Source organism: Streptomyces aurantiacus, assembly GCF_027107535.1.
Taxonomy (GTDB): Bacteria; Actinomycetota; Actinomycetes; order Streptomycetales; family Streptomycetaceae; genus Streptomyces.
Genome location: NZ_CP114283.1, coordinates 8,622,885 through 8,647,755, shown reverse-complemented (window position 1 = coordinate 8,647,755; position 24,871 = coordinate 8,622,885). Strand labels below are relative to the sequence as shown.

At 73.1% G+C, this 24,871-nt stretch carries 16 protein-coding genes and 1 pseudogene; 11 read left to right on the top strand and 6 right to left on the bottom strand.

Annotated features, from left to right (window positions below):
* Positions 1 to 217: 217 nt before the first annotated feature.
* Together O1Q96_RS40120 and O1Q96_RS40115 are read right to left on the bottom strand one after the other, a co-directional pair.
* Positions 218 to 1,840 carry a DUF5691 domain-containing protein gene (locus tag O1Q96_RS40120; protein ID WP_269252790.1) on the bottom strand — a complete coding sequence of 541 codons (1,623 nt, stop codon included), beginning with the start codon at positions 1,838 to 1,840 and terminating at the stop codon, positions 218 to 220.
* A 73-nt stretch (positions 1,841 to 1,913) separates the two neighbouring features.
* Entirely contained in the window at positions 1,914 to 3,266 is a 1,353-nt protein-coding gene (locus O1Q96_RS40115) for an SWIM zinc finger family protein (protein WP_269252789.1), read from the bottom strand.
* Positions 3,267 to 3,400: 134 nt separating this feature from the next.
* Here O1Q96_RS40115 and O1Q96_RS40110 point away from each other — a divergent pair, with 134 nt between their 5' ends.
* The 6 genes from O1Q96_RS40110 to sucD all read left to right on the top strand — a co-directional run bounded on the left by O1Q96_RS40110 (position 3,401) and on the right by sucD (position 12,533).
* Complete coding sequence (locus O1Q96_RS40110) at positions 3,401 to 4,615, top strand: ATP-binding protein (RefSeq protein ID WP_269252788.1); 1,215 nt, start codon at positions 3,401 to 3,403, stop codon at positions 4,613 to 4,615.
* Complete coding sequence (locus tag O1Q96_RS40105) at positions 4,612 to 7,026, top strand: DUF5682 family protein (RefSeq protein ID WP_269252787.1); 2,415 nt, start codon at positions 4,612 to 4,614, stop codon at positions 7,024 to 7,026. Before O1Q96_RS40110 ends, O1Q96_RS40105 begins: the two co-directional genes overlap by 4 nt.
* Positions 7,023 to 8,252: a VWA domain-containing protein gene (locus tag O1Q96_RS40100; protein WP_419587018.1), complete on the top strand. Its 1,230-nt coding sequence runs from the start codon at positions 7,023 to 7,025 to the stop codon at positions 8,250 to 8,252. The genes O1Q96_RS40105 and O1Q96_RS40100 overlap by 4 nt, the downstream gene beginning before the upstream one ends.
* Positions 8,253 to 8,547: 295 nt before the next feature.
* On the top strand, positions 8,548 to 9,507 hold the full coding sequence (locus tag O1Q96_RS40095) for a hypothetical protein (RefSeq protein ID WP_269252786.1): 960 nt from the start codon (positions 8,548 to 8,550) through the stop codon (positions 9,505 to 9,507).
* Between the two features lie 940 nt (positions 9,508 to 10,447).
* Positions 10,448 to 11,626: an ADP-forming succinate--CoA ligase subunit beta gene (gene sucC, locus O1Q96_RS40090; RefSeq protein ID WP_269252785.1), complete on the top strand. Its 1,179-nt coding sequence runs from the start codon at positions 10,448 to 10,450 to the stop codon at positions 11,624 to 11,626.
* 22 nt (positions 11,627 to 11,648) lie between these two features.
* A complete protein-coding gene (gene sucD / locus O1Q96_RS40085; protein WP_269252784.1) occupies positions 11,649 to 12,533 on the top strand; it encodes a succinate--CoA ligase subunit alpha in 885 nt (294 codons plus the stop codon).
* 161 nt (positions 12,534 to 12,694) lie between these two features.
* Here sucD and O1Q96_RS40080 read toward each other — a convergent pair whose 3' ends face one another.
* Positions 12,695 to 13,540, bottom strand: a complete 846-nt coding sequence (locus tag O1Q96_RS40080; protein WP_269252783.1) for a SigE family RNA polymerase sigma factor — start codon at positions 13,538 to 13,540, stop codon at positions 12,695 to 12,697.
* A 97-nt stretch (positions 13,541 to 13,637) separates the two neighbouring features.
* Between O1Q96_RS40080 and O1Q96_RS40075 the strand changes: the two are divergent.
* Positions 13,638 to 15,038, top strand: a pseudogene (locus tag O1Q96_RS40075) (cell division protein PerM); the annotation flags it as partial.
* A gap of 1,184 nt (positions 15,039 to 16,222) precedes the next feature.
* On the opposite strand, the gene O1Q96_RS40070 reads toward O1Q96_RS40075, so the two are convergent.
* Positions 16,223 to 17,080 (bottom strand): hypothetical protein, encoded by an 858-nt coding sequence (locus tag O1Q96_RS40070; RefSeq protein WP_269252782.1) that lies wholly within the window; start codon positions 17,078 to 17,080, stop codon positions 16,223 to 16,225.
* Between the two features lie 320 nt (positions 17,081 to 17,400).
* On the opposite strand from O1Q96_RS40070, the gene purN reads away from it, so the two are divergent.
* Together purN and purH are read left to right on the top strand one after the other, a co-directional pair.
* Positions 17,401 to 18,030, top strand: coding sequence for a phosphoribosylglycinamide formyltransferase (gene purN / locus O1Q96_RS40065; protein ID WP_269252781.1), 630 nt, complete (start codon positions 17,401 to 17,403; stop codon positions 18,028 to 18,030).
* A complete protein-coding gene (gene purH / locus O1Q96_RS40060) occupies positions 18,027 to 19,607 on the top strand; it encodes a bifunctional phosphoribosylaminoimidazolecarboxamide formyltransferase/IMP cyclohydrolase (protein WP_269252780.1) in 1,581 nt (526 codons plus the stop codon). Before purN ends, purH begins: the two co-directional genes overlap by 4 nt.
* Positions 19,608 to 19,694: 87 nt before the next feature.
* Here the strand turns inward: purH and O1Q96_RS40055 are convergent, their stop codons facing one another.
* Positions 19,695 to 21,536 (bottom strand): protein kinase domain-containing protein, encoded by a 1,842-nt coding sequence (locus tag O1Q96_RS40055; RefSeq protein WP_269252779.1) that lies wholly within the window; start codon positions 21,534 to 21,536, stop codon positions 19,695 to 19,697.
* 303 nt (positions 21,537 to 21,839) lie between these two features.
* Positions 21,840 to 22,457 carry a hypothetical protein gene (locus O1Q96_RS40050; RefSeq protein ID WP_269252778.1) on the bottom strand — a complete coding sequence of 206 codons (618 nt, stop codon included), beginning with the start codon at positions 22,455 to 22,457 and terminating at the stop codon, positions 21,840 to 21,842.
* Positions 22,458 to 22,738: 281 nt separating this feature from the next.
* Here O1Q96_RS40050 and O1Q96_RS40045 point away from each other — a divergent pair, with 281 nt between their 5' ends.
* Together O1Q96_RS40045 and O1Q96_RS40040 are read left to right on the top strand one after the other, a co-directional pair.
* On the top strand, positions 22,739 to 23,593 hold the full coding sequence (locus O1Q96_RS40045) for a bifunctional methylenetetrahydrofolate dehydrogenase/methenyltetrahydrofolate cyclohydrolase (RefSeq protein WP_269252777.1): 855 nt from the start codon (positions 22,739 to 22,741) through the stop codon (positions 23,591 to 23,593).
* Positions 23,594 to 23,732: 139 nt separating this feature from the next.
* The gene (locus O1Q96_RS40040) at positions 23,733 to 24,320 is read left to right on the top strand and encodes a DUF3017 domain-containing protein (RefSeq protein ID WP_269252776.1); all 588 of its coding nucleotides are present in this window, start codon (positions 23,733 to 23,735) and stop codon (positions 24,318 to 24,320) included.
* Positions 24,321 to 24,871 lie beyond the last annotated feature (551 nt).

Here is a 24,871-nt window from a genome sequence, read left to right as displayed (position 1 = left end):
CACTGACGCAGTGCGCGGGTGCCGGCAGGCAAGGTGCCGGCCCGCGGACATCCGGGCGGCCGACTGGTACGAACGCCCACTCGCCCAGCGGCTCGCCCGCGACGAACGCGCGGACGCGGCAGGGCAGGCCGCGTCTCGGGGCGTTCCTGCGGCCTCGGCTCGACCCAGCCGCCATCCGCGCCTCGCGCAGCCCGTACCCCGCAGCCGGATCCCACGCTCACGCCCGCGTGAGTTCGCTCTGCATGGCCTCGCGCAGGCGCAGCGTGGTGACCAGGCGCTGGAAGGATTCGGCCCAGTAGCCTCCGGCGCCGGGAGCCGCGTCCTCCGGCTCGTCGGGGACGGCGGTCAGCGCTTCGAGGCGGACGGCCTCCGCCGGGTCGAGACAGCGCTCGGCCAGGCCCATCACCCCGCTGAAACTCCACGGGTAGCTCCCCGCGTCCCGCGCGATGTTGAGCGCGTCCACCACGGCCCGGCCCAAGGGGCCCGCCCAGGGCACCGTGCACACCCCGAGCAGCTGGAACGCCTCGGACAGCCCGTGCACGGCTATGAACCCCGCCACCCATTCGGCCCGTTCCTCGGACCCCAGCGTGCCGAGCAGTTTCGCCCGCTCGGCGAGGGACACGGCACCAGGCCCGCCCGCCTCGGGTGCCGCGGGTGTCCCCAGCAGCGCTCTGGACCAGGAGGGGTCACGCTGCCGGACCGCCGCGCGGCACCACGCGGCATGCAGCTCGTCCTGCCAGTCGTCGGCCACGGGCAGCGCCACGATCTCCTCCGGTGTACGGCCCCCGAGCCGCCGTGACCACGCGCCGAGCGGTGCCGCTTCCACCAACTGCCCCAGCCACCATGACCGTTCACCGCGGCCGGCCGGAGCCTTGGGGAGCACGCCGTCCCGCTCCATGCCGGGATCGCACTCGTGCGGCGCCTCCACCACGATCGCCGGTGTGTCCTGCGTGCGGTCGACCGCGACGCAGGTCCCCGCTCGCTCCGCCATCCGGCCGGCGAGCGCCGAACCGGGCAGCGCGGACAACAACTCCGCCGCCGTGGCCCGCACATTGCGGCTCCGGTCGGCCAACGCCCGCTCCAGGAACGGCTCGTCGGCCGCGCCCAGCCCCGTCCGCAACGAGTCGAGGAACATCAACCGGTCCTCGGCCCGCTCCGTCGCCCAGGTCGTGGCGAGCAGGTCCCGGGCCGCCGCCGCGTCCCGCGCCCGTATCGACGACAGGAGCGCCACCCGCTCGGCGAACAGCCCCTCCTCCCACAACTCGCGCATCCGCTCCGGCTCCTCGGGCCCGGGCAGGGCCGCACCGCCGCCCGGCGTCGACCGCAGCGCGAACCGCCAGTCCGTGTTCAGCCGGGCCAGCCACAGCGCGCGCGGTCCCGCGAACGCCAGCACCGCCGGCCGCAGATCCGTACGCCCCCGGGCCGCGTCCAGCAGCGCGGGCAGCGCCTGGGGAGGAGCCGCGAAGCCCTGACGGTTCGCCGTGGCCAGCCACTGCGGCAGCAGCTCCATGAGATCGGGGGCCGTCCCCCTGCGCCCGCCGCTCCCCGCTCCCGGCCGGTCGGCGAGGAGCATCGTCAGCCTGCGCGCCGCCGCCGGCGGCAGCGCGGGACGGGCGTCCTCCGCGGCCGGCTCGACCCGGGCCGCCGCCCGCCCCGGCCGCATCCCGGCCCGTCGCCGCACGGTCTCCACGGCTGCCGCGTCCAGCAACGCCGCCGGTGCGTCGCGCCCGGCCGTCACCCCCGGCGGCGTACGCCGAGCTGTCCCCAGCAGCGCCACGGTCACGAGCTCCTCCCAGTGATTTCCCTCGGGTGCCTCAGGGGGAGCGGGGTTCCTGGTCATGCGCGTCCCTTCCACAGGGGCCACAGGGGCCACAAGGGCTTCAGGGGGATGAGAAGGCTGGGTGCGGTGTCCGTCAGCACAGGGTCACCGCCTCGCCCGGGCCCTCGGGCCAGGCCGTGAGCGGGGAGAAGCCGCGGTGGCCGCACTCTCCGAAGACCGTCACCGGCGCACCGCCGGAGAGGGCGACCAGGCGCCACAGACCGGAGCGGGACCGGGCTGCCGGGGTGAGGGGCACGGCGAGCTCCCCGTCGGCGTCCGCCAGCTGCCAGCCGTCGCCGTCCGGAACCGGTACGACACGACCGAGCGTCACCGGGTGGGACTCCAGCCACGGGTCGTCCCGGAGCGCCTCGCCGTACCGGGCCACGGCCCGTGCCACGTCCACGCCGGGCGGCCGGAATTCCGTGGGCGCCGGAGGAGCGAACCGCTCGCCCAGCGCCGCCCGCGACTGCCCCACGCCGGGATACGCGGACACCTCCGCGTCCAGCGCCAGCCCGACGGGCAACGCCAGCTCCGGCGCCCGTCCGGCCGCCCCGTACGACAGGACCAGCGCCGCGCGGCCCGACCCGGCGCCGTACAACCAGATCCGGCGGGTCGTGAGGTGGCTGTCCGAGGTGTCGTACTGGGCCAGGACCAGCCAGTGGTCGCGCACCGGCGGGCCGTCCGCAGAGCCGGGCAGCCCGATCCGGGAACGGACCGTCGCGGCCAGGCCGTCGGGCAGCCGCTCACGGCGCAGCCATCCCTGGTCGAGGAGGTGGAGCAGCGCACACTCCTCCAGCAGCCGCACCGGCCAGCCGGAGCCGGACGACGGTATCGCCCCCAACTCCCGCACGCGCGCGGCCAGTCCCGGTGCCTGCGCGTCGACCATGCGGGCCGCCGTCTCCTCCCACAGCCCGTACCCCGTCTGTTCCGCCGAGGCCAGACCGCCCCGCAGCAGATCGCTCAGCCGCTGCTCCAGCTCGGCCGCCCCCGCGGTGATCCACTCGGCCCGACGCTCCGCCCTGCGCCGCGCCGCCTCCGGATCACCAGAAGGCGGGGAACCGGCCGCGCCCGCCGCCCGTTTGTCGTCCGCGCGCTTCCTCCGGCCCTCGATCCACTCGCCCGCCCACTTCGGCACCTGCCCCCGCGGCACCGTGCCGTCCTCGCCGGCCCAGAGCAGCAGCAGCCCCAGCGCGTGCTTGCACGGGAACTTGCGGCTCGGGCAACTGCACTTGTACGCGGGCCCCGTGGAGTCCGCGATGTCGATCACCGTCCGGTACGGCCTGCTGCCGCTTCCCCTGCACAGTCCCCACACCGTCCCCTCGTCGGAACTGCCCGCCTCCGACCACGGCCCGGCCGCGCCGAGCTTGCTGCCCGCCTTGCGTGACGCGGTGTCAGGCGCCAGTGCCAGCACCTGATCCGCGGTCCAGCGCACCCCCTGCTGAGTCATGTCATCGAAGGTAGATCCCACCACTGACAATCGACCGCGGTCAGTGCATTTCCGCAGGTCAGAGCCGATTGTCAGTGGCGTGGTGCACGGTGGAACCAGATCCGAACCGGCCGAGCCGCAAGGGGGACCGCTCCATGTCCGTGTCCGTCGATCCGACGTCCGTCGACCCGAGCCCGCACCAGTCCGAACCCGCACCCACGAGCGGGGGCGCGGCGGAGGCGGCAGGCGTGCGCACGGCCACGGCCACCGCCCCGTCCGCGCCGGACGCGGGCGAGGAGTTGCGGCCGCACGCCGAGGACGCGTTCGCCGCCGAACTCGCGGCGCTGGCCGCACAGGACGACCGCCCGCGGCCGGCCCGCTGGCGGATGTCACCGTGGGCCGTGGCGACGTACCTGCTCGGCGGCACCCTCCCGGACGGCACGGTGATCACGCCGAAATACGTGGGACCGCGCCGCATCGTCGAAGTGGCCGTCACCACGCTCGCCACCGACCGGGCACTGCTCCTGCTCGGCGTGCCCGGCACGGCCAAGACGTGGGTCTCCGAGCATCTGGCCGCCGCGGTCAGCGGCGATTCCACCCTTCTCGTGCAGGGCACCGCAGGCACGCCGGAGGAGGCGATCCGGTACGGCTGGAACTACGCGCAGCTGCTCGCGCACGGCCCGAGCCGTGACGCCCTGGTGCCCAGCCCGGTCATGCGGGCGATGGCGGAGGGCATGACGGCCCGAGTCGAGGAGCTGACGCGCATCCCCGCCGACGTACAGGACACGCTCATCACGATCCTGTCGGAGAAGAACCTGCCGATACCGGAGCTGGGCTCGGAGGTGCAGGCCGTCCGGGGCTTCAATCTGATCGCGACGGCCAACGACCGCGACCGCGGGGTGAACGACCTGTCGAGCGCCCTGCGCCGCCGCTTCAACACGGTGGTCCTGCCCCTGCCGGAGAGCGCCGACGCCGAGGTCGAGATCGTCTCGCGCCGGGTCGACCAGATCGGCCGCTCCCTGGACCTGCCCGCCGTGCCCGACGGCATCGACGAGATCCGCCGCGTCGTCACCGTCTTCCGCGAGCTGCGCGACGGCGTCACCGCCGACGGCCGTACGAAGCTCAAGTCGCCCAGCGGCACCCTGTCCACCGCGGAGGCGATCTCCGTCGTCACCAACGGCCTCGCACTGGCCGCCCACTTCGGGGACGGCGTCCTGCGAGCCGGTGACGTCGCCGCGGGCATCCTCGGTGCCGTCGTCCGCGATCCGGCGGCCGACCGCGTCATCTGGCAGGAGTACCTGGAAGCGGTCGTCCGTGAGCGCGACGGCTGGAAGGACTTCTACCGCGCGTGCCGGGAGGTGAGCGCGTGAGCGCGCCGGATACGGGGAGCCGGGCGCGGCGGGCGCCCGGGCCCCTGCTGCTCGGGGTGCGCCACCACGGGCCGGGCTCGGCGCGGGCCGTTCGTGCGGCACTCGACGAGGCGAGCCCGCGTGCGGTGCTCCTCGAAGGGCCGCCGGAGGCGGACGCGTTGATCGCGCTCGCCGCCGACGAGGACATGCGACCGCCCGTCGCCCTCCTCGCGCACGTCGTGGACGAGCCGGGACGGTCGGCGTTCTGGCCGCTCGCCGAGTTCTCACCGGAGTGGGTGGCCATCCGCTGGGCCCTGGAGCACGAGGTGCCGGCCCGCTTCATCGACCTCCCCGCCACGCACACGCTGGCATGGGGACGTGAGGAGGAGAACGAGAAGGAGGCGATGGGGGAAGGAGAGGAGGAGAGCGACGAGGAGGGGGCGCGGGACGGGAGCCGTCCGCAAGCCGCGGAAGCCGTGCGGATCGACCCGCTCGCCGTGCTCGCCGAGACCGCCGGGTACGACGACGCCGAGCGGTGGTGGGAGGACGTGATCGAGCACCGGGGGGTGCGGGGAGGCGACGCGTTCGCACCGTTCGAGGTGCTCGCCGAGGCCATGGGGGCGCTGCGGGAGGTCTACGGGGCGGGAGGACACGAGCGGGATCTGGTGCGCGAGGCCCACATGCGCCTCCAGATGCGGGCGGCACAGCGGGAGTTCGGGGACGACGTGGCCGTGGTGTGCGGTGCCTGGCACGTGCCCGCACTACGGCAGCGGACGAGTGTCACCGCCGACCGGGCCCTGCTCAGAGGGCTCCCCAAGGTGAAGACCGACATGACGTGGGTGCCCTGGACGCACCGGCGGCTCTCACGGGTGAGCGGTTACGGCGCGGGCATCGACTCGCCCGGCTGGTACGGGCACCTGTTCGCCGCGGCAGACCGCCCCATAGAGCGCTGGATGACGAAGGTGGCGGGGCTGCTGAGGGACGAGGACCGGCTGGTCTCGTCCGCGCACGTCATCGAGGCGGTGCGGCTCGCCGACACGCTCGCCGCGATGAGGGGCCGCCCCCTGCCCGGCCTCACCGAGACCACCGACGCCGTACGGGCCGTGATGTGCGAGGGCTCGGACGTGCCGCTCGCGCTCGTGCACGACCGGCTCGTGGTCGGTGACGTGCTCGGCGAGGTTCCCGCGGCGGCACCCGCGGTCCCGCTGCAGCGCGACCTCGCCCGGCTCCAGCGACGGCTGCGGCTCAAACCGGAGGCGCAGCAGCGGGAGTTGGAGCTCGATCTGCGCAAGGACACCGACGGCGGGCGCAGCAGGCTGCTGCACCGGCTGCGACTCCTGGGCGTCGGGTGGGGAGAGGCCGTCGCGTCACGCGGCAGCACGGGCACCTTCCGGGAGACCTGGCGACTGCACTGGGAGCCGGAGCTTGCGGTGCGCGTGGCCGAGGCAGGGGTGTGGGGGACGACCGTGGTCGCCGCCGCGACGGCGAAGGCCGAGGCGGACGCCGTCGGCGCCCGCTCCCTGGCCGACGTCACGGGCCTCGCCGAGCGCTGCCTCCTCGCCGAACTCCCGGACGCCCTCCCGGTGGTGATGCGGATCCTCGCCGACCGCGCCGCTCTGGACGCCGACGTGGGCCACCTCGCCCAGGCGCTGCCCGCCCTCGTCCGCTCCCTCCGCTACGGCGACGTACGCGGCACGGGTACACAGGCCCTGGCCGAGGTCGCCGCGGGTCTGGCGGAGCGTGTCTTCGTCGGGCTGCCTCCCGCGTGCGCGGCTCTCGACCCGGAGGCCGCAGAGGAGATGCGGGGGCACGTCGACGCGGTGCACGGCGCGGTGGGGCTGCTGGCCGAGGGCGGCAAGGACGACTCCCGGGCCGGCATCCGCGGCCGATGGCACGCCGTGCTGGGCACGCTCTGCGCGCGGGACACCGTTCCGGGCGTCGTCCGGGGACGGGCCGTCCGACTGCTGCTGGACGACGGGGAGTTGGGGCAGGAGGAGGCGGCCCGGCTCATGGGTCTGGTCCTGTCGCCGGGGACCGCACCCGCGGACGCGGCGGCATGGATCGAGGGATTCGTCGGCGGGGGGTCCGGGGGCGGGATGCTGCTCGTGCACGACGAGCGCCTGCTCGGGCTGGTCGACTCCTGGCTGACCGGGGTGCCGGGGGCCGCGTTCACCGACGTGCTGCCACTCCTGCGGCGCACCTTCTCGGCGTACGAGCCCGGAGTGCGCCGCACCCTCGGCGAACTGGTCCGGCGGGGGCCGACACCACGCGGCGGCCTCGCGACCACCACCTCCGGGACACCCGGCTTCGCGCCCGCCCTCGACACGGACCGCGCCGGCGCCGTACTGCCGGTGTTGCGTCTGCTGCTGGGGCTGGACGAGGCGGACGGCCGCGTCGGCGACGACAACGACCTTGTGGGGGTGGGCCGGTGAGTACGGGAACCGAGAACACGGGAACGGCCGGCCGGGTTGGCGCGTCCGGCCCGGCCGATGCCGTCGACGAACGGCTGCGGCGCTGGCGGCTCGTGCTCGGCGGGGACGACGCGGACGGCACCGGCCACACGCTCACGGGACAGGACGCCGCGATGGACGGGGCGCTCGGCGCGCTCTACGGGAACAAGGACGGAAAGAGAGGCAGGGCGCGGCCCGGACAGGACCGTTCGGCCGGGCTCGGGGCGTCCGCGCCGTCCGTCGCCCGGTGGCTGGGGGACATCCGGACGTACTTCCCGTCCTCCGTCGTCCAGGTCATGCAGCGGGACGCCATCGACCGCCTCGGCCTGTCCACCCTTCTGCTCGAACCGGAGATGCTGGAGGCCGTGGAGGCCGACGTGCACCTGGTCGGCACCCTGCTGTCGCTCAACAAGGCGATGCCCGAGACGACCAAGGAGACGGCACGGGCCGTCGTGCGCAAGGTGGTTCAGGACCTGGAGAAGCGGCTCGCGACACGCACCCGGGCCACCCTGACGGGCGCCCTGGACCGCAGTGCCCGTATCAACCGGCCGCGCCACCACGACATCGACTGGAACCGCACCATCGCGGCCAACCTCAAGCACTACCTGCCCGAGTACCGCACGATCGTGCCCGAGCGGCTCATCGGCTACGGACGCGCCTCGCAGTCCGTGAAGAAGGAAGTGGTCCTGTGCATCGACCAGTCGGGCTCGATGGCGGCGTCGGTCGTGTACGCGTCGGTGTTCGGCGCGGTGCTGGCCTCGATGCGGTCCATCGACACCCGGCTCGTCGTCTTCGACACGGCCGTGGTCGACCTCACCGACCAGCTCGACGATCCGGTGGACGTCCTCTTCGGCACGCAGCTCGGCGGCGGCACGGACATCAACAGGGCGCTGGCCTACTGCCAGTCGCAGATCACCCGCCCCGCCGACACCGTGGTCGTGCTCATCAGCGACCTCTACGAAGGAGGCATCCGGGACGAGATGCTGAAGCGGGTCGCCGCGATGAAGGCGTCGGGGGTGCAGTTCGTGACGCTGCTCGCGCTGTCCGACGAGGGGGCTCCCGCCTACGACCGTGAACACGCGGCGGCCCTCGCGGGCCTGGGAGCACCGGCGTTCGCCTGCACGCCCGACCTCTTTCCGGAGGTGATGGCGGCGGCGATCGAGAAGCGCCCGCTGCCGATACCGGACACCGGGAGCCCTGGGCGGTAGAGGCGCGGGACGAGGGAAAAAACGGACATGCGTATCCATCGGTAACGGGGGACTTGCGCAACCTCGGGAGTCCCGTGCGAGGATCGGCGGGCTTTCGGGGGCGTGCAGCGTTCGGCCGCGCCCCCCAACTCGCCCCACGCACGCCTTTTCACCTCAACACCAGTCACCTCTGCACCAGCTCTTGGCTTCACTCTTTCGTTCCACCGCTCTCGCCCGCTCGCCCGCTCGTCCCTCCGCACGGGAGGCTCTCCCCGCCGTGGCCGTGTCCGCCGCACTTCCCGGTGCCGCTCCGCGCGTGACGCGTACGGCGGCGGGGCGGCGTGCGCTGCACGTGGCACTGCTGGTGGGCGGGTTGTTCGTGCTGGGGCTTGTCTGCGGGGAGCAGGCACGCGCCGCGGACGGTGTCGCGCAGGGCTCGACGACTGTGGGGCTGCTCCGGTCGGTGGTCCTGGACTCCAAGCCCTCGACGGTCACGTCCCCGACCGCCATGGCCTTGAGCGGCAAGCTCCCTGCCGACAGGCCCTCGAACGCCGAGCTCCTGGACGCCAAGCCCGCGCACGGACAGCTCCCGGACGCCGGGCTCCCGAACACCGACGAGGTTCAGCGGGTCGTACGGCCGGTCACCGAGCGGGTCGTACGGCCGGCGGCCGAGCACGTGGTGCGGCCGGTCGAAGACCTCGTGGACCGCATGACCGGCGGGATCGCCGAGCAGCCCGCCCCGCCGCAGTGGTGGCCGCCCGTGCCTCCGCCGCCCACGTTGCCCGGCACTCCAGGGGTTCCGGGGACACCGGGGTTGCCGGAGTCGCCGGGGCTCCCCGGTGTGCCCGCGGTCCCGGGGCAGAGCTCGCCGGCCGGTTCGGCGCCGCGACAGCCGGGCCGGGCGGCGGAGAAGCACGAGAGCGCTGAGACGAAGGCGCGGGGCGAGACGGGGTGGGCGTACGGGCCGCGGCTCCTCGGCGGCTCCGCGGCGGCGGTCACCGTCACGGAGGTGCGTCAGGATGCCGACGCCCACGACGCCCACGACGCGCAGGTCCCGCAGACGCCCGCGCACCGGCTGCCCGATGGAGACCCCACGCCCACGGATGCGCTGGGGCGCCACTGCGCGGCCGACAAGGGATCGTCGCGGCACGGTGACGCGCAGGTCACCGGGTCGCATGAGGGGGTCAGGCCGATACTGGCGCCCGGCCCCACCACGGACGTCACCGCGTCCGGGACCCGGGACCGGTTCCGGGACGTCCCGGCGTCTCCAGGCTGAGGAGGACCTCCCCGGCTGAGACCTGCCCCGCGGAGGCGGAGCGGGCCTGCCGGCCCGGCCCGGACGCCTCGTGGACCTCAGGACACGCTCGTCAGGCCCGACCCCGAACCGGACCCGGACCGAGCTCGAGCCCTGTCCAAGCCCGAATCTGGACTCAGCCCAAGCCCGAGCCCGCCTCCCCGGGAGCAGGACGAAGCTCCGGACCCGGCTCAGGCTGTGGACCCGGGTTCAGGCTCCGGACCCGGGCTCAAGCTCAGGCTCCGCATCCGGGCTCAGCCCGGGCCAGGCGGACGGGAGCCCGGACAGCCGGGTCCAGGCGCAGGATCCGGCCGAAATCGCCGAGTCCTTCGCGGGGCCGCCGACCGGTGACGCGGTCGGCGAGGGCCGGGGCGGTGCCGACTCCGTCGCTCCCTCCGGAGCCGCCTGCCGCCCCTCCCGTGTCGCTTGTCGCCCCTCCTAGCCGTCTGCCGCCCCTCCTGGGCGGCTCCACCCATGGCGTCCGACGACGCCCGTCGTACGACCGAGCCTGACGGCCGGCCGTACGGCACCCTCCGACCCCGCAGGGCGCAGGCCCCGTACGGCCGAAATCCGTCGGTCCGTGCGACTGAAACCCCGCGGTCAGGGCGGAGCGGTCCTCATTGGGGTGGGGACCGTTCGCCCGACGCCCCCTCAGGTCACTGTCAGGGGCTGTTCAAGGGACCTCACCAGGCAAACCCCAGCCTGGTGAGGTCCTTTACACCGGCAATCTGTGACCGTAATCACCGCCCAGGTGTGATCTGCGATTTACGACCCCACGGTGAGCGGGGATAACCTGCGAGGCGGACATGCCGCGTGCCGGCCATCGTGCTCACGCCCTCCTTGTGACCGCGCAGTCACGTTGCCCTCGCGGCACGCCCACGCAGACAACGAACCGCGAATTACCTGATAGGGACGGACGCGCGTGGACCTGTTCGAGTACCAGGCGAGGGACCTCTTCGCCAAGCACGGAGTACCGGTGCTGGCCGGTGAAGTCATCGACACGCCTGAGGCCGCGCGCGCCGCGACCGATCGCCTCGGCGGCAAGTCCGTCGTCAAGGCCCAGGTGAAGGTCGGTGGCCGCGGCAAGGCCGGCGGCGTGAAGCTGGCGGCGGACGCGGACGAGGCCGTCGCCCGCGCGACGGACATCCTCGGGATGGACATCAAGGGCCACACGGTCCACAAGGTGATGATCGCCGAGCTGTCTCCCGAGATCGAGGCGGAGTACTACGTCTCGTACCTCCTCGACCGCACGAACCGCACCTTCCTCGCCATGGCGTCCGTACAGGGCGGCATGGACATCGAGGAGGTCGCGGAGAAGACCCCCGAAGCCCTCGCGAAGGTCCCGGTCAACGCCGTCGAGGGCGTGAACATCGAGAAGGCCCGCGAGATCGTGGCCCAGGCGAAGTTCCCGGCCGACGTGGCCGAGGGTGTCGCCGAGGCCATGGTGACCCTGTGGGACACCTTCGTCGCCGAGGACGCGCTCCTCGTCGAGGTCAACCCGCTGGTGAAAACCAAGGATGGCCGCATCCTGGCGCTGGACGGCAAGGTCTCCCTGGACGAGAACGCCGAGTTCCGTCAGGCGGACCACGCGGCGCTCGAGGACAAGGAGTCGGCCAACCCGCTGGAGGCCGCCGCCAAGGAGAAGAACCTCAACTACGTCAAGCTCGACGGTGAGGTCGGCATCATCGGCAACGGCGCGGGTCTCGTCATGAGCACCCTCGACGTCGTCGCGTACGCCGGTGAGAACCACGGCGGCGTGAAGCCGGCGAACTTCCTCGACATCGGCGGTGGCGCCTCCGCCGCGGTCATGGCGAACGGCCTGGAGATCATCCTCGGCGACCCGGACGTCAAGTCCGTGTTCGTCAACGTCTTCGGTGGCATCACCGCCTGTGACGAGGTCGCCAACGGCATCGTCCAGGCGCTGCAGCTGCTCGCGGACAAGGGCGAGGAAGTCACCAAGCCCCTCGTCGTCCGTCTCGACGGCAACAACGCCGAGCTGGGTCGCAAGATCCTCTCCGACGCCAACCACCCGCTGGTGCAGCGCGTGGACACCATGGACGGCGCGGCCGACAAGGCCGCCGAGCTCGCGGCCGCGAAGTAAGGGACGAGGGAAAACCACAGCCATGGCTATCTTCCTCAACAAGGACAGCAAGGTCATCGTCCAGGGCATGACCGGTGCCACGGGCATGAAGCACACCAAGCTCATGCTCGCCGACGGCACGAACATCGTCGGCGGTGTGAACCCGCGCAAGGCCGGCACGTCGGTCGACTTCGACGGCACCGACATCCCCGTCTTCGGCACGGTCGCCGAGGCGATGGAGAAGACGGGCGCCAACGTGTCCGTCCTCTTCGTGCCGCCGGCCTTCTCCAAGGCCGCGGTCGTCGAGGCCATCGACGCCGAGATCCCCCTCGCGGTCGTCATCACCGAGGGCATCGCCGTCCACGACTCCGCCGCCTTCTGGGCGTACGCGAAGTCGAAGGGCAACAAGACCCGCATCATCGGCCCGAACTGCCCCGGTCTCATCACCCCGGGCCAGTCCAACGCCGGCATCATCCCGGGCGACATCACGAAGCCGGGCCGCATCGGCCTGGTCTCGAAGTCCGGCACGCTGACGTACCAGATGATGTACGAGCTCCGTGACATCGGCTTCTCGTCGGCCGTCGGCATCGGTGGCGACCCGGTCATCGGTACGACGCACATCGACGCGCTCGCCGCGTTCGAGGCCGACCCCGACACCGACCTGATCGTCATGATCGGTGAGATCGGCGGCGACGCCGAGGAGCGTGCGGCGGACTACATCGCGAAGAACGTGACCAAGCCGGTCGTCGGCTACGTCGCGGGCTTCACCGCGCCCGAGGGCAAGACCATGGGCCACGCCGGCGCCATCGTGTCCGGCTCCTCCGGCACGGCCGCCGCGAAGAAGGAGGCCCTCGAGGCCGCCGGCGTCAAGGTCGGCAAGACGCCGACCGAGACGGCCAAGCTGGCGCGCGCCATCCTCGCCGGCTGATTCACCGGCTGATTCACCGACCGACTCGTCGACCGGTTCGCCGAGTGGTCATGCACTGATCCGGTACCTGCGCGGCCCCGCCGCCCGGTTCACCGGCCGGCGTCCGCGGACGGGCCCGCACCCCCACCAGGGGTGCGGGCCCGTCCGCGTGTCCGGCGCCCTCAGCGGAGCTGCGGCAGCAGCCTCTCCGGGCCCTTCCCCCACATCGCGCGGAGCCTGGCGCGCAGCTCGACGTCCTTCCCCGAGAGGGGGCCGGGGCCGGAGCGCGGCGGAACCCCGGGTACCGCCGAGGCCGGCGCCAGCGGGGCCTCGTAGTGGTCCGGGGCCGTACGGAGCGTGAACGCGGTGGAGCCGATGATCAGGACCGTGAAGGCGATGGCCGCGCGGGTCCACCGGCGGGCCCGGCGCTCACTGCCCGAGCGCACGACGACGGGCTTCGCGGCGGCACGCAGCCGGTCCGTGCCGCCGAGCTCCGTGAGCCGCCGCCGCAGTTCCTCCCGCTCCGCCAGTTCCGGGAGGCGCGCGGCGACGGTCGTGCGCGCGTACAGCAGCCGGTTCGCCGCCGCGGGCGTGCTCGCCTCGGTCTCGGCCGCGGTCTCCGGCAGCCCGAGCCCGAGCCCGTCGTGGAGGAGAAGGGTGCGCCGGTACGCGGGCGGCAGACTCAGCAGCACGGACAGCAGCCGGCGGTCGTCCAGGGCGACGGGCGGCGACTCCGGGGCACGGTGGCGAAGCCGTAGCCGGCGCCAGGGGGACATCGCGTACTCGTACGCCGCCGCACGCACCCAGCCGGCCGGATCCCGGTCCACCGCGACCTCGGGCCAGCGCTGCCACGCCAGTTGGAAGGCCCGCTCCACCGACTCCCGCGCCAGCTCACGCCGCCCGGTGAGCAGATACGCCTGCCGTACGAGGGAGGGGGCGGCGAACGCGTAAAGGGCATCGAACGCCTGAGCGGGCGTCAGGATCGGCGCCGTGGTGGAGGCCGGAGCAGGGGCAGCGGTCTTCGTCACCGGGCGCCCCTTCGGACGTAAAAGTACATAAAACGTATATTGGGCGACACATCCGAGCTTCGCCTGTTACGACGGGAAAGCGCGTGTCGTTGGGAGCATGGCGGGCGTGACCCAGATGACCGACCGCAGCCCGGACCGCAGCCCGTCGTTGCCGCCTCCGCTCGCCCGGTTGCGCAAGCGGTCGCCCGCCCTGGCCGCCGGCCTGGTGGGCGGCGCGCTCGCGGCGGGGCTGGGACTGGGCGCGTTCGCCGTCCTCGTGACGGTCCTGTGGATCAGTTCGCCCTATCCGGACAGTGGCCCCGACGGGGCGCTGCACGTCGCCGCCGCGCTGTGGCTGCTCGCCCACGGCACCGAACTCGTCCGCGCGGACACGCTGTCCGGAGTACCCGCACCCATCGGTGTGACGCCGCTGCTCCTGGTCGCACTGCCCGCATGGCTCCTGTACCGCGCGGCACGCGACGTGGCCGACGGCGACGACGGGTCCGCGCCGCCCGCCGTCCGGGCGGCATGGGGTGGGGTCGTGGTGGGCTACCTGACGGTCGGCGCGGCCGCCGCGGTGTACGCCTCGGGCGGTGAGCCCGGTCCCTCGTGGGTGTCCGTCGCCGTGTGGCCGCCCCTGCTCGCGGTGACGGCCGCGGGGGCGGGCGTGTGGACGGCGTACGGGCGACCGCTCGGGCCTCTGCCGCCGTCCCTGCGTGGGGCTCTCGACGCCCTTCCCTTCGCCGCGGGACTCCGGTTCCCGGCCGCCGCGCGCGCCGCGACCGCCGGCGCCGCGGTACTCGTGGGCGGCGGCGCGGTACTCGTCGGCGCCTCGCTGGCCTGGCACGGAGGCCCGGCGCGGCAGTCGTTCCTCCAGCTGACGGAGAGCTGGTCGGGCCGGTTCGCGGTGCTGCTGCTGGCGCTGGCCCTCGTCCCGAACGCGGCGGTGTGGGGGGCCGCCTACGCACTCGGCCCCGGCTTCACGCTCGGGGCGGGGCATGCGGCAGGGCCGTTGCTGTCGTCCCCCGGCTCGCAGCTGCCCGCCTTTCCCCTGCTGGCGGCTGTTCCGGACGCCGGACCCGGAACACCGGTGAACTGGGCGGTCGGGGCCGTGCCCCTGGTGGCCGGGGTGGTGGTCGCCTGGTTCACCGTCAGGGCCGGGGTGCCGGGGCGCAAGAGCGCGGGCGGGGCGGGTACGGGTCCGGCGGCCGGGGGAGCGGATGCCGCTCCGGCGGCCGCCCGGCGTGCCGCGGCCTGGTCGCGTGGCCGGACCGCCGGGACCGTGACGCTCGCTGCGGTGCTGTGCGGCCTGGCCCTCGCCGTGCTGGCCACCCTGGCGGGCGGGCCCCTCGGGGTGGCCGCGCTCGCCGACTTCGGCCCCGTCTGGTGGCAGACGGGACCGGCCGCGGCGGGCTGGATCGCGGCGGCGGGACTGCCGACGGCCCTGGTCCTGCGGGCCTGGCGCCTGCGCGAGCCACGGACGCGTGCGCCCCGCACAGGTGCCTCCGAGGCACGCGCGCTCGGCACCCGGACTCCCTGGGGCCGGCCGTCCGGGCTTCGAGGGCTCGGCGCACGGGGATCCGGCGTACGGGGAATGGGCGTACGGGGACTCCGGGCTCGGCGTGAACGAGCCGATGCACGGTCGGCCGAGGGGCCGGCCTCCGAGGGGGCAGCGCTCCACGAGCGGTCGGCCCGGGAGCAGTCGATCCACGAGTTCCTGGTCCATGAGTCCCCGGCGCCGTGGTCTGCGGCCGCTTCGGCCCACGGTCCTTCGGCCCACGGTCCTTCGGCCCACGGTCCTTCGGCCCACGGTCCTTCGGCCCACGGTCCTTCGGCCCACGGTCCTTCGGCCCACGGTCCTTCGGCCCACGGTCCTTCGGCCCACGGTCCTTCGGCCCACGGTCCTTCGGCCCACGGTCCTTCGGCCCACGGTCCTTCGGCCTCGTCGGGCGCGGCAGTTTCGTCGGGCCTGTCGGGCCTGTCGGTACCGGTGGGTCCACTGGCCCACGACTCTTCGCTGCCGTCGGCCCCCGGCCCGTCCGCCCCCTTGAGCCCTCCGGAGCATGAGGCCCCGACCCCGGCCCCGGACCTTTCGTTCCCTGAGCCCTCGGCGTACGAGCGCGCGTCCTCGGAGCTTCAGTTCCCTCCACCCGCGGTCCGTGAGACCCCGGCCCCGGAGCCTTCGTTCCGTGAGTCCGAGGTCGGTGAGGCCCCGGCCTCGGCGCCGGTTTCGTCCCGGGTGTCCCTCAAGGCCGGGGGAGCGGTGGCCGGCCCCGTGCCGCCCCTCGTCCCCGAGCCGGGGACGGCTCCTCGGACCTCCTGGTTCGCACGGTTCCGGCCCGGGAGGCGACCGCAGGGGGCACCCGGCGCGCCCGCCGACAGTCGTACGATCTCCGATCCCGACTTCGAGCCGTACGACTTCCTGCCACCAGCCGACTCCTACGGGGCCCTCTGGCACGACGACGTCTCGCGCGAGGCCCGCTGGGCCGCGCTGAAGCGGGCGTCCACCCCCGTCGACCGGGTCGATCCCCCGGACTGACGGATCGGCCGCGGTCCGGTCCGGCGGGAAACGGCGGCCACGCGCACGTGCCCGTCCTCACCGACGGCTCAGCGGCGGCGCACGCGGATGCGCCGCTCATCGGCTGGACGCTGCCCGCTGGGGGCGGGGTCCGGCCCCAGCGGGGCGGGCGGCGGTGCCGCCCGTCAGTCGCGCGTACCCAAGAACTTCTGGAGCGCATCCGGGAGCAGCTTGTCGCAGGACTTCTCCGCCGTGTTGGTGAGGGAGTCGTTCACGCACGTGTAGTAGTCGCGGTACACGAGCTGTGCCGTGAACGTCGCCGCGACCAGGGCGAGCGCCAGGGACGCGGTGACGAGGCCGCTGATCGCCGCGGTGGTCTGGGGTTTCGACCCCTTGGCCGCGGCTGCCGGGGTGTCCGGGTCCGACGAGCGCGGCTTGGCACGCAGGGCGCTGATCGCCCAGTAGAGGGCCAGCGCGCCGAGCAGCAGGGCCATGTAGGGCCAGCTGAAGAGAGCGAAGAAGAACGCCCACATGCCGGACAGCAGCGCGAATCTGGCACGCCGCTGCGCGGGGTCGGTCGGGTCCCAGCGGGTACCGCCTCCCGGGCCGCCGGACCCCTCCGGACCGCCCTGGCCGCCGCCGGAGCCGCCCGGGGAGCCGGGACCTGGCCGGTCACCGAAACGACCGCCCTGAGCGGGCCCCGGCTGCCGGTCGCTCCACTGGCTGCCCCAGGGGGAGTTGTCGTCGCCCTGGCCGTCCTGGCCCTGGCCGCCGGCGGGCCGCCGGGGCTGCCACGGCCGGTCGGGGGTGCCCTCCGGGGGCGGGGCGAAGGGGTTGTCGTCCGCGGGGGTTTCCGGCGTCCGGGACGGCTCGGGCCGCTGCCCGGAGGCCGGCGCGCCGGAGCCCTGGCCACCTGTGGAGCCCTGGCCGCCTGTCGAGTCCTGGCCGCCCTCGGGTACGTCGTCGCTCTCCCGCGGCGGAGTGGGAGAGGGGCGCCGCTCGCGCAGCAGGATCGGAGGGCGTCGGAGACTTCGGTCCGGCATCAGGTGTGCGTCTTCCCCTTGGTGGTGTTCGGCGGGCAACGTGTCCACAGAGCTGGCTACGCGTCCGGGCTCGCGCCCGGGCGTTCGTACCCGTCCCTGGTCAACGTCCCGTACGCATAAGGCGTTCCCCTGCGCGGACTGTCTTCCCCGGGCGGATCCTTCCCAGACGCTACCTTCCGGCCGCGCCCCCGTCCCGTGGGGGCCGCCCGGTGTGCCGGTATCGTTGCTGCCGGTCGGCCGCTTCGTAGACTTCCCCGTATCCGAGGGCGCGAAGCATTCGTACGACCATACAAAGGCACTCCCCGAGAAAGGGCCCCGCCGTGGCCAAGGCCAAGCGCCTCGTCGTGCTGGTCTCCGGATCAGGTACGAATCTGCAGGCACTCCTCGACGCGGTCGCGTCGCAGGGGGCGGCCGCCTACGGAGCCGAGATCGTCGCTGTCGGCGCGGACCGCGACGGCATCGCGGGCCTGGAGCGAGCCGAGCGCGCCGGACTGCCGACCTTCGTCCACCGGGTGAAGGACTACGCGACCCGTGACGAGTGGGACGCGGCACTGGCCGAGGCCACCGCCGCGTACGCGCCGGATCTCGTCGTCTCCGCCGGGTTCATGAAGATCGTCGGCAAGGAGTTCCTGGCCCGCTTCGGCGGCCGGTTCGTGAACACCCACCCCGCGCTGCTGCCCAGTTTCCCGGGCGCGCACGGCGTCCGCGACGCCCTCGCCTACGGCGCGAAGGTCACCGGGTGCACCGTCCACTTCGTCGACGACGGTGTCGACACCGGCCCGATCATCGCCCAGGGCGTGGTCGAGGTCCGGAACGAGGACTACGAAGACGATGGTTCCGCTCTCCATGAGCGCATCAAGGAAGTCGAGCGAAGGCTGCTCGTCGATGTCGTGGGGCGGCTCGCCCGCAACGGCTATCGCATTGAGGGACGAAAGGTAGTTATCCAGTGACCGCCGAGAGCACAGGCACGGCCGAGAGCACCAAGCGGGTCATCCGGCGCGCGCTCGTCAGCGTCTACGACAAGACCGGGCTCGAAGAGCTCGCCCGCGGCCTGCACGCGGCGGGTGTCGAGCTGGTCTCCACCGGCTCCACCGCCGCGCGGATCGCCGCCGCCGGGGTCCCGGTCACCAAGGTCGAGGAGCTCACCGGCTTCCCCGAGTGCCTGGACGGCCGGGTCAAGACGCTGCACCCGCGCGTGCACGCCGGCATCCTCGCCGACCTGCGGCTGGAGTCCCACCGGGAGCAGCTCGGTGAGCTGGGCGTCGAGCCGTTCCAGCTGGTCGTCGTGAACCTCTACCCGTTCCGGGAGACCGTCGCCTCGGGCGCCACCCCCGACGAGTGCGTCGAGCAGATCGACATCGGCGGCCCCTCGATGGTCCGCGCCGCCGCCAAGAACCACCCGTCCGTCTCCGTGGTCACCAGCCCCGAGCGGTACGCCGACGTGCTGGCAGCCGTCCGTGACGGCGGTTTCGACCTGCACGCCCGTAAGCGCCTGGCGGCCGAGGCGTTCCAGCACACCGCCGCGTACGACGTGGCCGTGGCCTCCTGGTTCGCGAGCTCGTACGCGCCCGCCGACGAGTCGGGCTTCCCCGACTTCATCGGTGCGACCTTCGAGAAGCGCAACACCCTGCGCTACGGCGAGAACCCGCACCAGGGCGCCGCCCTGTACGTGGACGGGACGGGCGGTCTGGCCGACGCCGAGCAGCTGCACGGCAAGGAGATGTCGTACAACAACTTCACGGACACGGACGCCGCGCGCCGTGCCGCGTACGACCACGACGACCCGTGCGTCGCGATCATCAAGCACGCCAACCCGTGCGGCATCGCGATCGGCGCGAACGTCGCCGAGGCGCACCGCAAGGCGCACGCCTGCGACCCGCTCTCCGCGTTCGGCGGTGTGATCGCCGTGAACCGGCCCGTGTCGAAGGAGATGGCCGAGCAGGTCGCCGAGATCTTCACCGAGGTCATCGTCGCGCCCGAGTACGAGGACGGCGCGCTGGAGGCCCTCACCAAGAAGAAGAACATCCGCGTCCTGCGCGCCCACCAGGGTCCGGCCGCGCAGGTCGAGGTCAAGCAGATCGACGGCGGCCGGCTCCTCCAGGCAGCCGACCGGCTCCAGGCCGACGGCGACAACCCGTCCTCCTGGACCCTGGCGACCGGCGATCCCCTCTCCCCGGGCGAGCTGGACGAGCTGGCCTTCGCGTGGCGGGCCTGCCGGGCCGTCAAGTCCAACGCGATCCTCCTCGCCAAGGACGGGGCGTCCGTCGGCGTCGGCATGGGCCAGGTCAACCGCGTCGACTCCGCCAAGCTCGCGGTCGAGCGCGCGGGCGCCGAGCGGGCCCGGGGCTCGTTCGCCGCCTCGGACGCCTTCTTCCCGTTCCCCGACGGCCTGGAGATCCTGACCGCGGCCGGCGTCAAGGCCGTGGTCCAGCCCGGCGGTTCGGTCCGCGACGAACTGGTGGTCGAGGCGGCCAAGAAGGCCGGCGTCACCATGTACTTCACGGGGACGCGGCACTTCTTCCACTGAGACCCGTCCGCTCGACCGCTCGACTGCCCGCCTGAGGAAGCCCGGCCGGTGCGTTTCCGCGCACGGCCGGGCTTTCTCGTGCCGCCGTCATGTCGAACTGCGCAACGCCGTCCAGGTGTCGGAGCCGACCTTGCCGTCGGGGGACAGTCCCTTGTCGCGCTGGAACGCCTTGACCGCGCTCACCGTGTCCTTGCCGTACCGGCCGTCCACCCCGGCGGCCCCGGTGCTGTAGCCGCGCCGGGTGAGCATGCACTGCACCTGCGTCACCCGCTCGTTCTCGTCACCGCGGCGCGTGAGCTCGCTGCCGGAGTAGTACGTGCACTCGGAGATCCAGGCCGGTGTGGCCGTCCCGGCGGTGGTGTCGGCCGGGGAAGGGCTCGCAGTGGTGCCGCCGCTGCCGCCGCCGGACTCCGTGGTCGCCGCGTCCGTGGGCGTGCCCCCGGCGTCACCTGTGCCACCGGCGGCCCCGGACGCGGACCCGCCGGAACCTTTCGCCTCGGTCGCCTGCTCCGCGTCCTTCTTCTCGGCCTCGTCCTTCTCGCCGCGGGGAGAGGCGGAGGTTCCGTCGGCCGAACCGGGCAGCGGAACCCGCGCCCCTTCATCGGCGGCGGTGGTCCCGGTGGCCGTCGGCGACGGGGAGGCTGCCCGGTCGGAGGGCGGACGGGTGAGCAGAAAGGCGCTCACGGCGACGGCGCACACGGCGAGACCCGCGACGACGGCGAAGTACGCCTTCTTTCTGTCGCGTCCGGCGGCCGGGATGCCGGGTTTGGCGGCCGGTGGACGACCGTCCGCGAGCGCGGGCGGACCGTCGGGTACGGCGACCGCCGGCGGAGCGTACCGGCCCGGTGGCATCGGTGAATCGTGCGTGCCCGGGGCGGGCGGCCCGAGGGCCGGACCCGGGGCGGGCGGGTCCACCCGCCGCGCGGGCGTGTGGACGTGGACGCTCTGCCCGGCGGAGGCGTGCCGCAGTGCGTCGCAGGCCTGGCGCCGCGCGAGCAGCCGGGACTCCAGCGGTTCCTGCCACGACGGTGTACGAGGGTGTGCCGCGGTCGCCTCGACCAGTTGGTGCGGGGTGGGTCGCCCGGCGGGGTTCTTGGCCAGGCATGCGGAGAGCAACTCGGCCACCGAGGCGTCCGCCGCGGCGAGCTTCTCCATGAGTTCGGGCTTGGGTTCCTCGAACGCGACGCGGTGCATGACGTCCACGCCCGTGCCGTTGCCGAACGGCGCGGTTCCCGTGGCGGCGTAGATCAGCGTGCCCGCGAGCGAGAAGACGTCCGAGGCGCTGTCGCAACGACCCTCCCTCAGGTACTCGGGGGCCATGAAGGCGGGAGTACCGACACGGTTGCCGGTCGTGGTGATAGAGCTGCTGTCGAGGGCCTGCGAGATGCCGAAGTCGATCACGTGTGCGCCCTGTCCGGACAGGATCACGTTGGACGGCTTGAGGTCCCGGTGCACGATCCCGGTCGCGTCCAGCACGGACAGGGCCCGGCCGAGCTCCGCCACGAGGCGCCACAGTCCGGCCGGTTCGAGTACGCCGCACTCGCGCACCGCGTCCGTGAGGCTGAGCCCGGGTAAGTACTCGGTGGCCATCCACAGCAGCTCGTCCTGGAACCCGGCGTCCAGCAGTTCCGGCGCGTACGGTGTGCCGACCCGGGTGTGCATGGTGGCCTCGCGCTCGAACCGCCGCCGGAAGTCGGGGTCCTCCGCGTACTCGGGTCTGATCACCTTGACCGCGGCGAGCCCGGAGCCGCCGTCGACGGGACGCGCCAGATAGACCCGGCCCATCCCGCCGCTGCCGAGCCGTCCCAGCGGTGTGTACGGACCGATGACTCCCGGGTCCGCCGATCCCAGCGGGGTGGCGCCAAGCCGCTTCAGCGGGGTGTCACCGGGCACAGGAGACTGCGGTGGCGTGCGCTGCTCGTCCGACACGGGTCCCCCGATGCGCTCTTCATTCGCAGCCGTGTTTCCCAAACTGCTGTTCGGCCACCCCAGTTGGCATGAGGCTATCGCGGCCTCGTGCGTCCCGCAGGTGTCTCGGACGTACGGCAACGGAGGCCGGCGCAAGGGGACTTGCCGGGTACATGTCGCGGCGGCGCCACGGGTCGGGCCCGGGCCGGCCGCCGTACCCGGTCACGGGGTCGGGGGTACGGAAACGCGGCAGGGCCGTGTCCCCCTCGGCGGGGTGAAACACGGCCCATGGCGTGAGCGGCGCGAACGCGCCGTTGCCCGAGGTCAGTACCGGGGGCGGTTGAACCAGGCGGTGGCCGCGCCGTTCACCATCGAGGCGAGGATGATGCCGGCCATGGCGAGTGAGATGAGGCCTCCGAACGTGACCGAGCCGCCCCCGCCCTGAACGGTGTTGACGAGACCGCCGAGGATCATCAGCGACGCGTACACGATCGTCGTGACGCGGATGCCGCTGCCGCCGTTCTTGAACTTGACGCCCAGGAAGATCGACAGGGCGCCCACGCCCACCAGGAACGCCGCGAAGGCGAAGCCCAGCCCGGCGAGGCCGTCGGTCGCGTCACCGCTGCCGACGCCATTCGACAAGTCCTGGGCGGCGCCGACGGCGATGCCCGTGAAGATGCCGAACAGGATCTGGAATCCGGACAGGATGAACAGCAGGACGCGCGCGGTCTTCATCAGACCCGGCATCTCCACCGGCATGTGGTTCCCGCCCGGGTAGCCGGGGTACGCCGGCTGCTGCGGGTAGCCGTAGCCGGGCTGCTGCGGCGGGGCGCCCTGCGGGTAGCCGTAGCCCGGCTGGCCCTGGGGCGGCTGGGGCGGATAGCCGGGCTGCTGACCCTGCGGCGGCGGACCGTAGGGGTTGTTCGGATCGCCGAAACTCATGGCGTCTTTCCTCCGTCGTTGCGTAAGTGCGGGGACGACGCGGCACATTTCGGAGGAAAGTTCAACAGATGCGGTTCGTCCCCCCGGTACTGTCCGCGGCACTGTGTGTTCATCGTCCTTAACGCCCCACTTATTTGTCCAGCCGGATACCGCGTGTGTTGTGCAAGTGCAACATCGCCGATCAGGGCCGAAGCGGCACGGAGAGCCGGGGCGGGGCGTCGGGAGGAGGCCGCGGGGGGCCGGATTGGAACCGGGACCCCGTCATCCGCGAGGATGGGCACATGACCGCCCAGATTCTCGATGGCAAGGCCACCGCAGCCGCGATCAAGTCCGATCTGACCGTCCGCGTGGCGGCCCTGAGGGAGAAGGGCATCACGCCCGGCCTCGGCACCGTCCTGGTGGGCGACGATCCCGGCAGCCAGAAGTACGTCGCGGGCAAGCACCGCGACTGCGCGCAGGTGGGCATCGCCTCCATCCAGCGCGAACTGCCCTCGACCGCCACGCAGGAGGAGATCGAGGCGGTCGTCCGTGAACTCAACGAGGACCCGTCCTGCACCGGTTACATCGTCCAGCTGCCGCTTCCCAAGGGCATCGACGAGAACCGCATCCTCGAACTGATGGACCCGGACAAGGACGCGGACGGGCTCCACCCGATGAACCTCGGCCGCCTCGTCCTGAATGAGCCGGCCCCGCTGCCCTGCACTCCGAACGGCGTCCTCACCCTCCTGCGTCAGTACGGCGTGGAGATCAAGGGCGCGGAGGTCGTGGTCGTCGGCCGTGGTGTCACGATCGGCCGGCCGATGCCGCTGCTGCTCACGCGGCGCTCGGAGAACGCGACGGTGACGCAGTGCCACACCGGTACGCGTGACCTGGCCTCGCACCTGCGCCGGGCCGACATCATCGTCGCCGCGGCGGGCTCCGCGCACCTGATCCGCCCGGAGGACGTGAAGCCGGGGGCGGCCGTCCTCGACGTCGGTGTCTCCCGCAGCGCCGAGGGCAAGATCGTCGGCGACGTGCACCCCGGCGTGGCCGAGGTCGCCGCGTGGATCTCGCCCAACCCTGGCGGAGTGGGCCCGATGACCCGCGCCCAGCTTCTCGTCAACGTGGTCGAGGCGGCGGAACGCAGTGCCGGCTGAGCACGGGCCGGAGACCCCGGCACGCCGGGCGGCCTCGGCTTCGACCTCGACCGAGGGCGAGGCTGCGGACGAGGGCACGGCTTCCGGCGGGAGCGAGGCTTCACGTGAAGGCGCCGCTTCCGGCGCGAACGAGACGTCCGTGGCGAGTGAGGTCCGGGGCGAGGGCGGCACCGCACGTACGAGTGACTCGGAGCCCGGCGCCGTCCAGCCGGAAAGGGAGGAGTCGGACCCGGAGCCGGAGGCCGGAGCCGAGGATTCTGCCGAGCCCCTCGTGCAGGACGGGGAGCTCACCGTCCGCGACGCCGTCAGCGCGCCCGGCCCCGACGGGGAGCCCCGGCGTGTCACGCGGCGCTTCCCGCTCTTCACGCGGGACACCGCGCGGCCCGAGGGCGGCGGCAGGGCGGCCCCCCGTGACGCACCCGCGCCCGCACGTCAGTGGCCGATCCTGGCGGTCACCGGCCTGGTCGGACTCGGTCTGCTGCTGACCGCGCTCGACCAGTTCAAGGTCGGCACCCTGCTGGTCGGCGTCGCCCTGCTCGTGGGCGCCGCGATGCGCTGGATGCTGCCCGACGTGGGCATGCTCGCCGTCCGCTCGCGGTTCACGGACCTCGTCACGTACGGCGTCCTCGGTGTCACGATCGCGCTCCTCGCGATGATGGCGCAGCCCAACCCCTGGCTGGAGCTCCCGTTCCTGGACGACACGCTCCACTTCACGATCAGGACCTAGCGGCGGGCGCACGGCAGGTGCCCGGCAGCGGCCCGGTCCATGAGAGCGGCGCCCGTCCTCTCCCCCGAGCGAGGGCGGGCGCCGCCTGGAACCCAGGGTCACGGAAGTGCCGACAGCGGTTCAATACCTGTCAGTTCCCTGTGGCACGGAGGTGACGGTTCCGGTGCGTCCCGCACGAACCGGCGCGCGCTGCGGGGCGTGTGTCATGCCGCACGCGCCCCCGGGAACCGGCAGGCCGAGAGTGACGCGTGAGATGGCACATGTGTTCCCTGCGTGTCGATGTGTTGACAAGTTCGGGGATGTACGGTGATCACCCCCGACACCGCGGATAACGTGGGCAAACGGGACTCTCCGGGACGTCCCGTGCGCGGGCCGGGAGATCTCGTCGGCCGGGCGGGGAAGTCGGTGGGACACTGGACCGCAGACCGAGGGGCATGCGACGGTGCATGCCCACAGGCCCGAATGCTCCCGTGCGCCCCCATCCCGGGAACTGAGATCCTGCCTGGTCGCATCCCTGTGGGTAGCCAGAGCGGGGACTCGGCAGAGGGCTT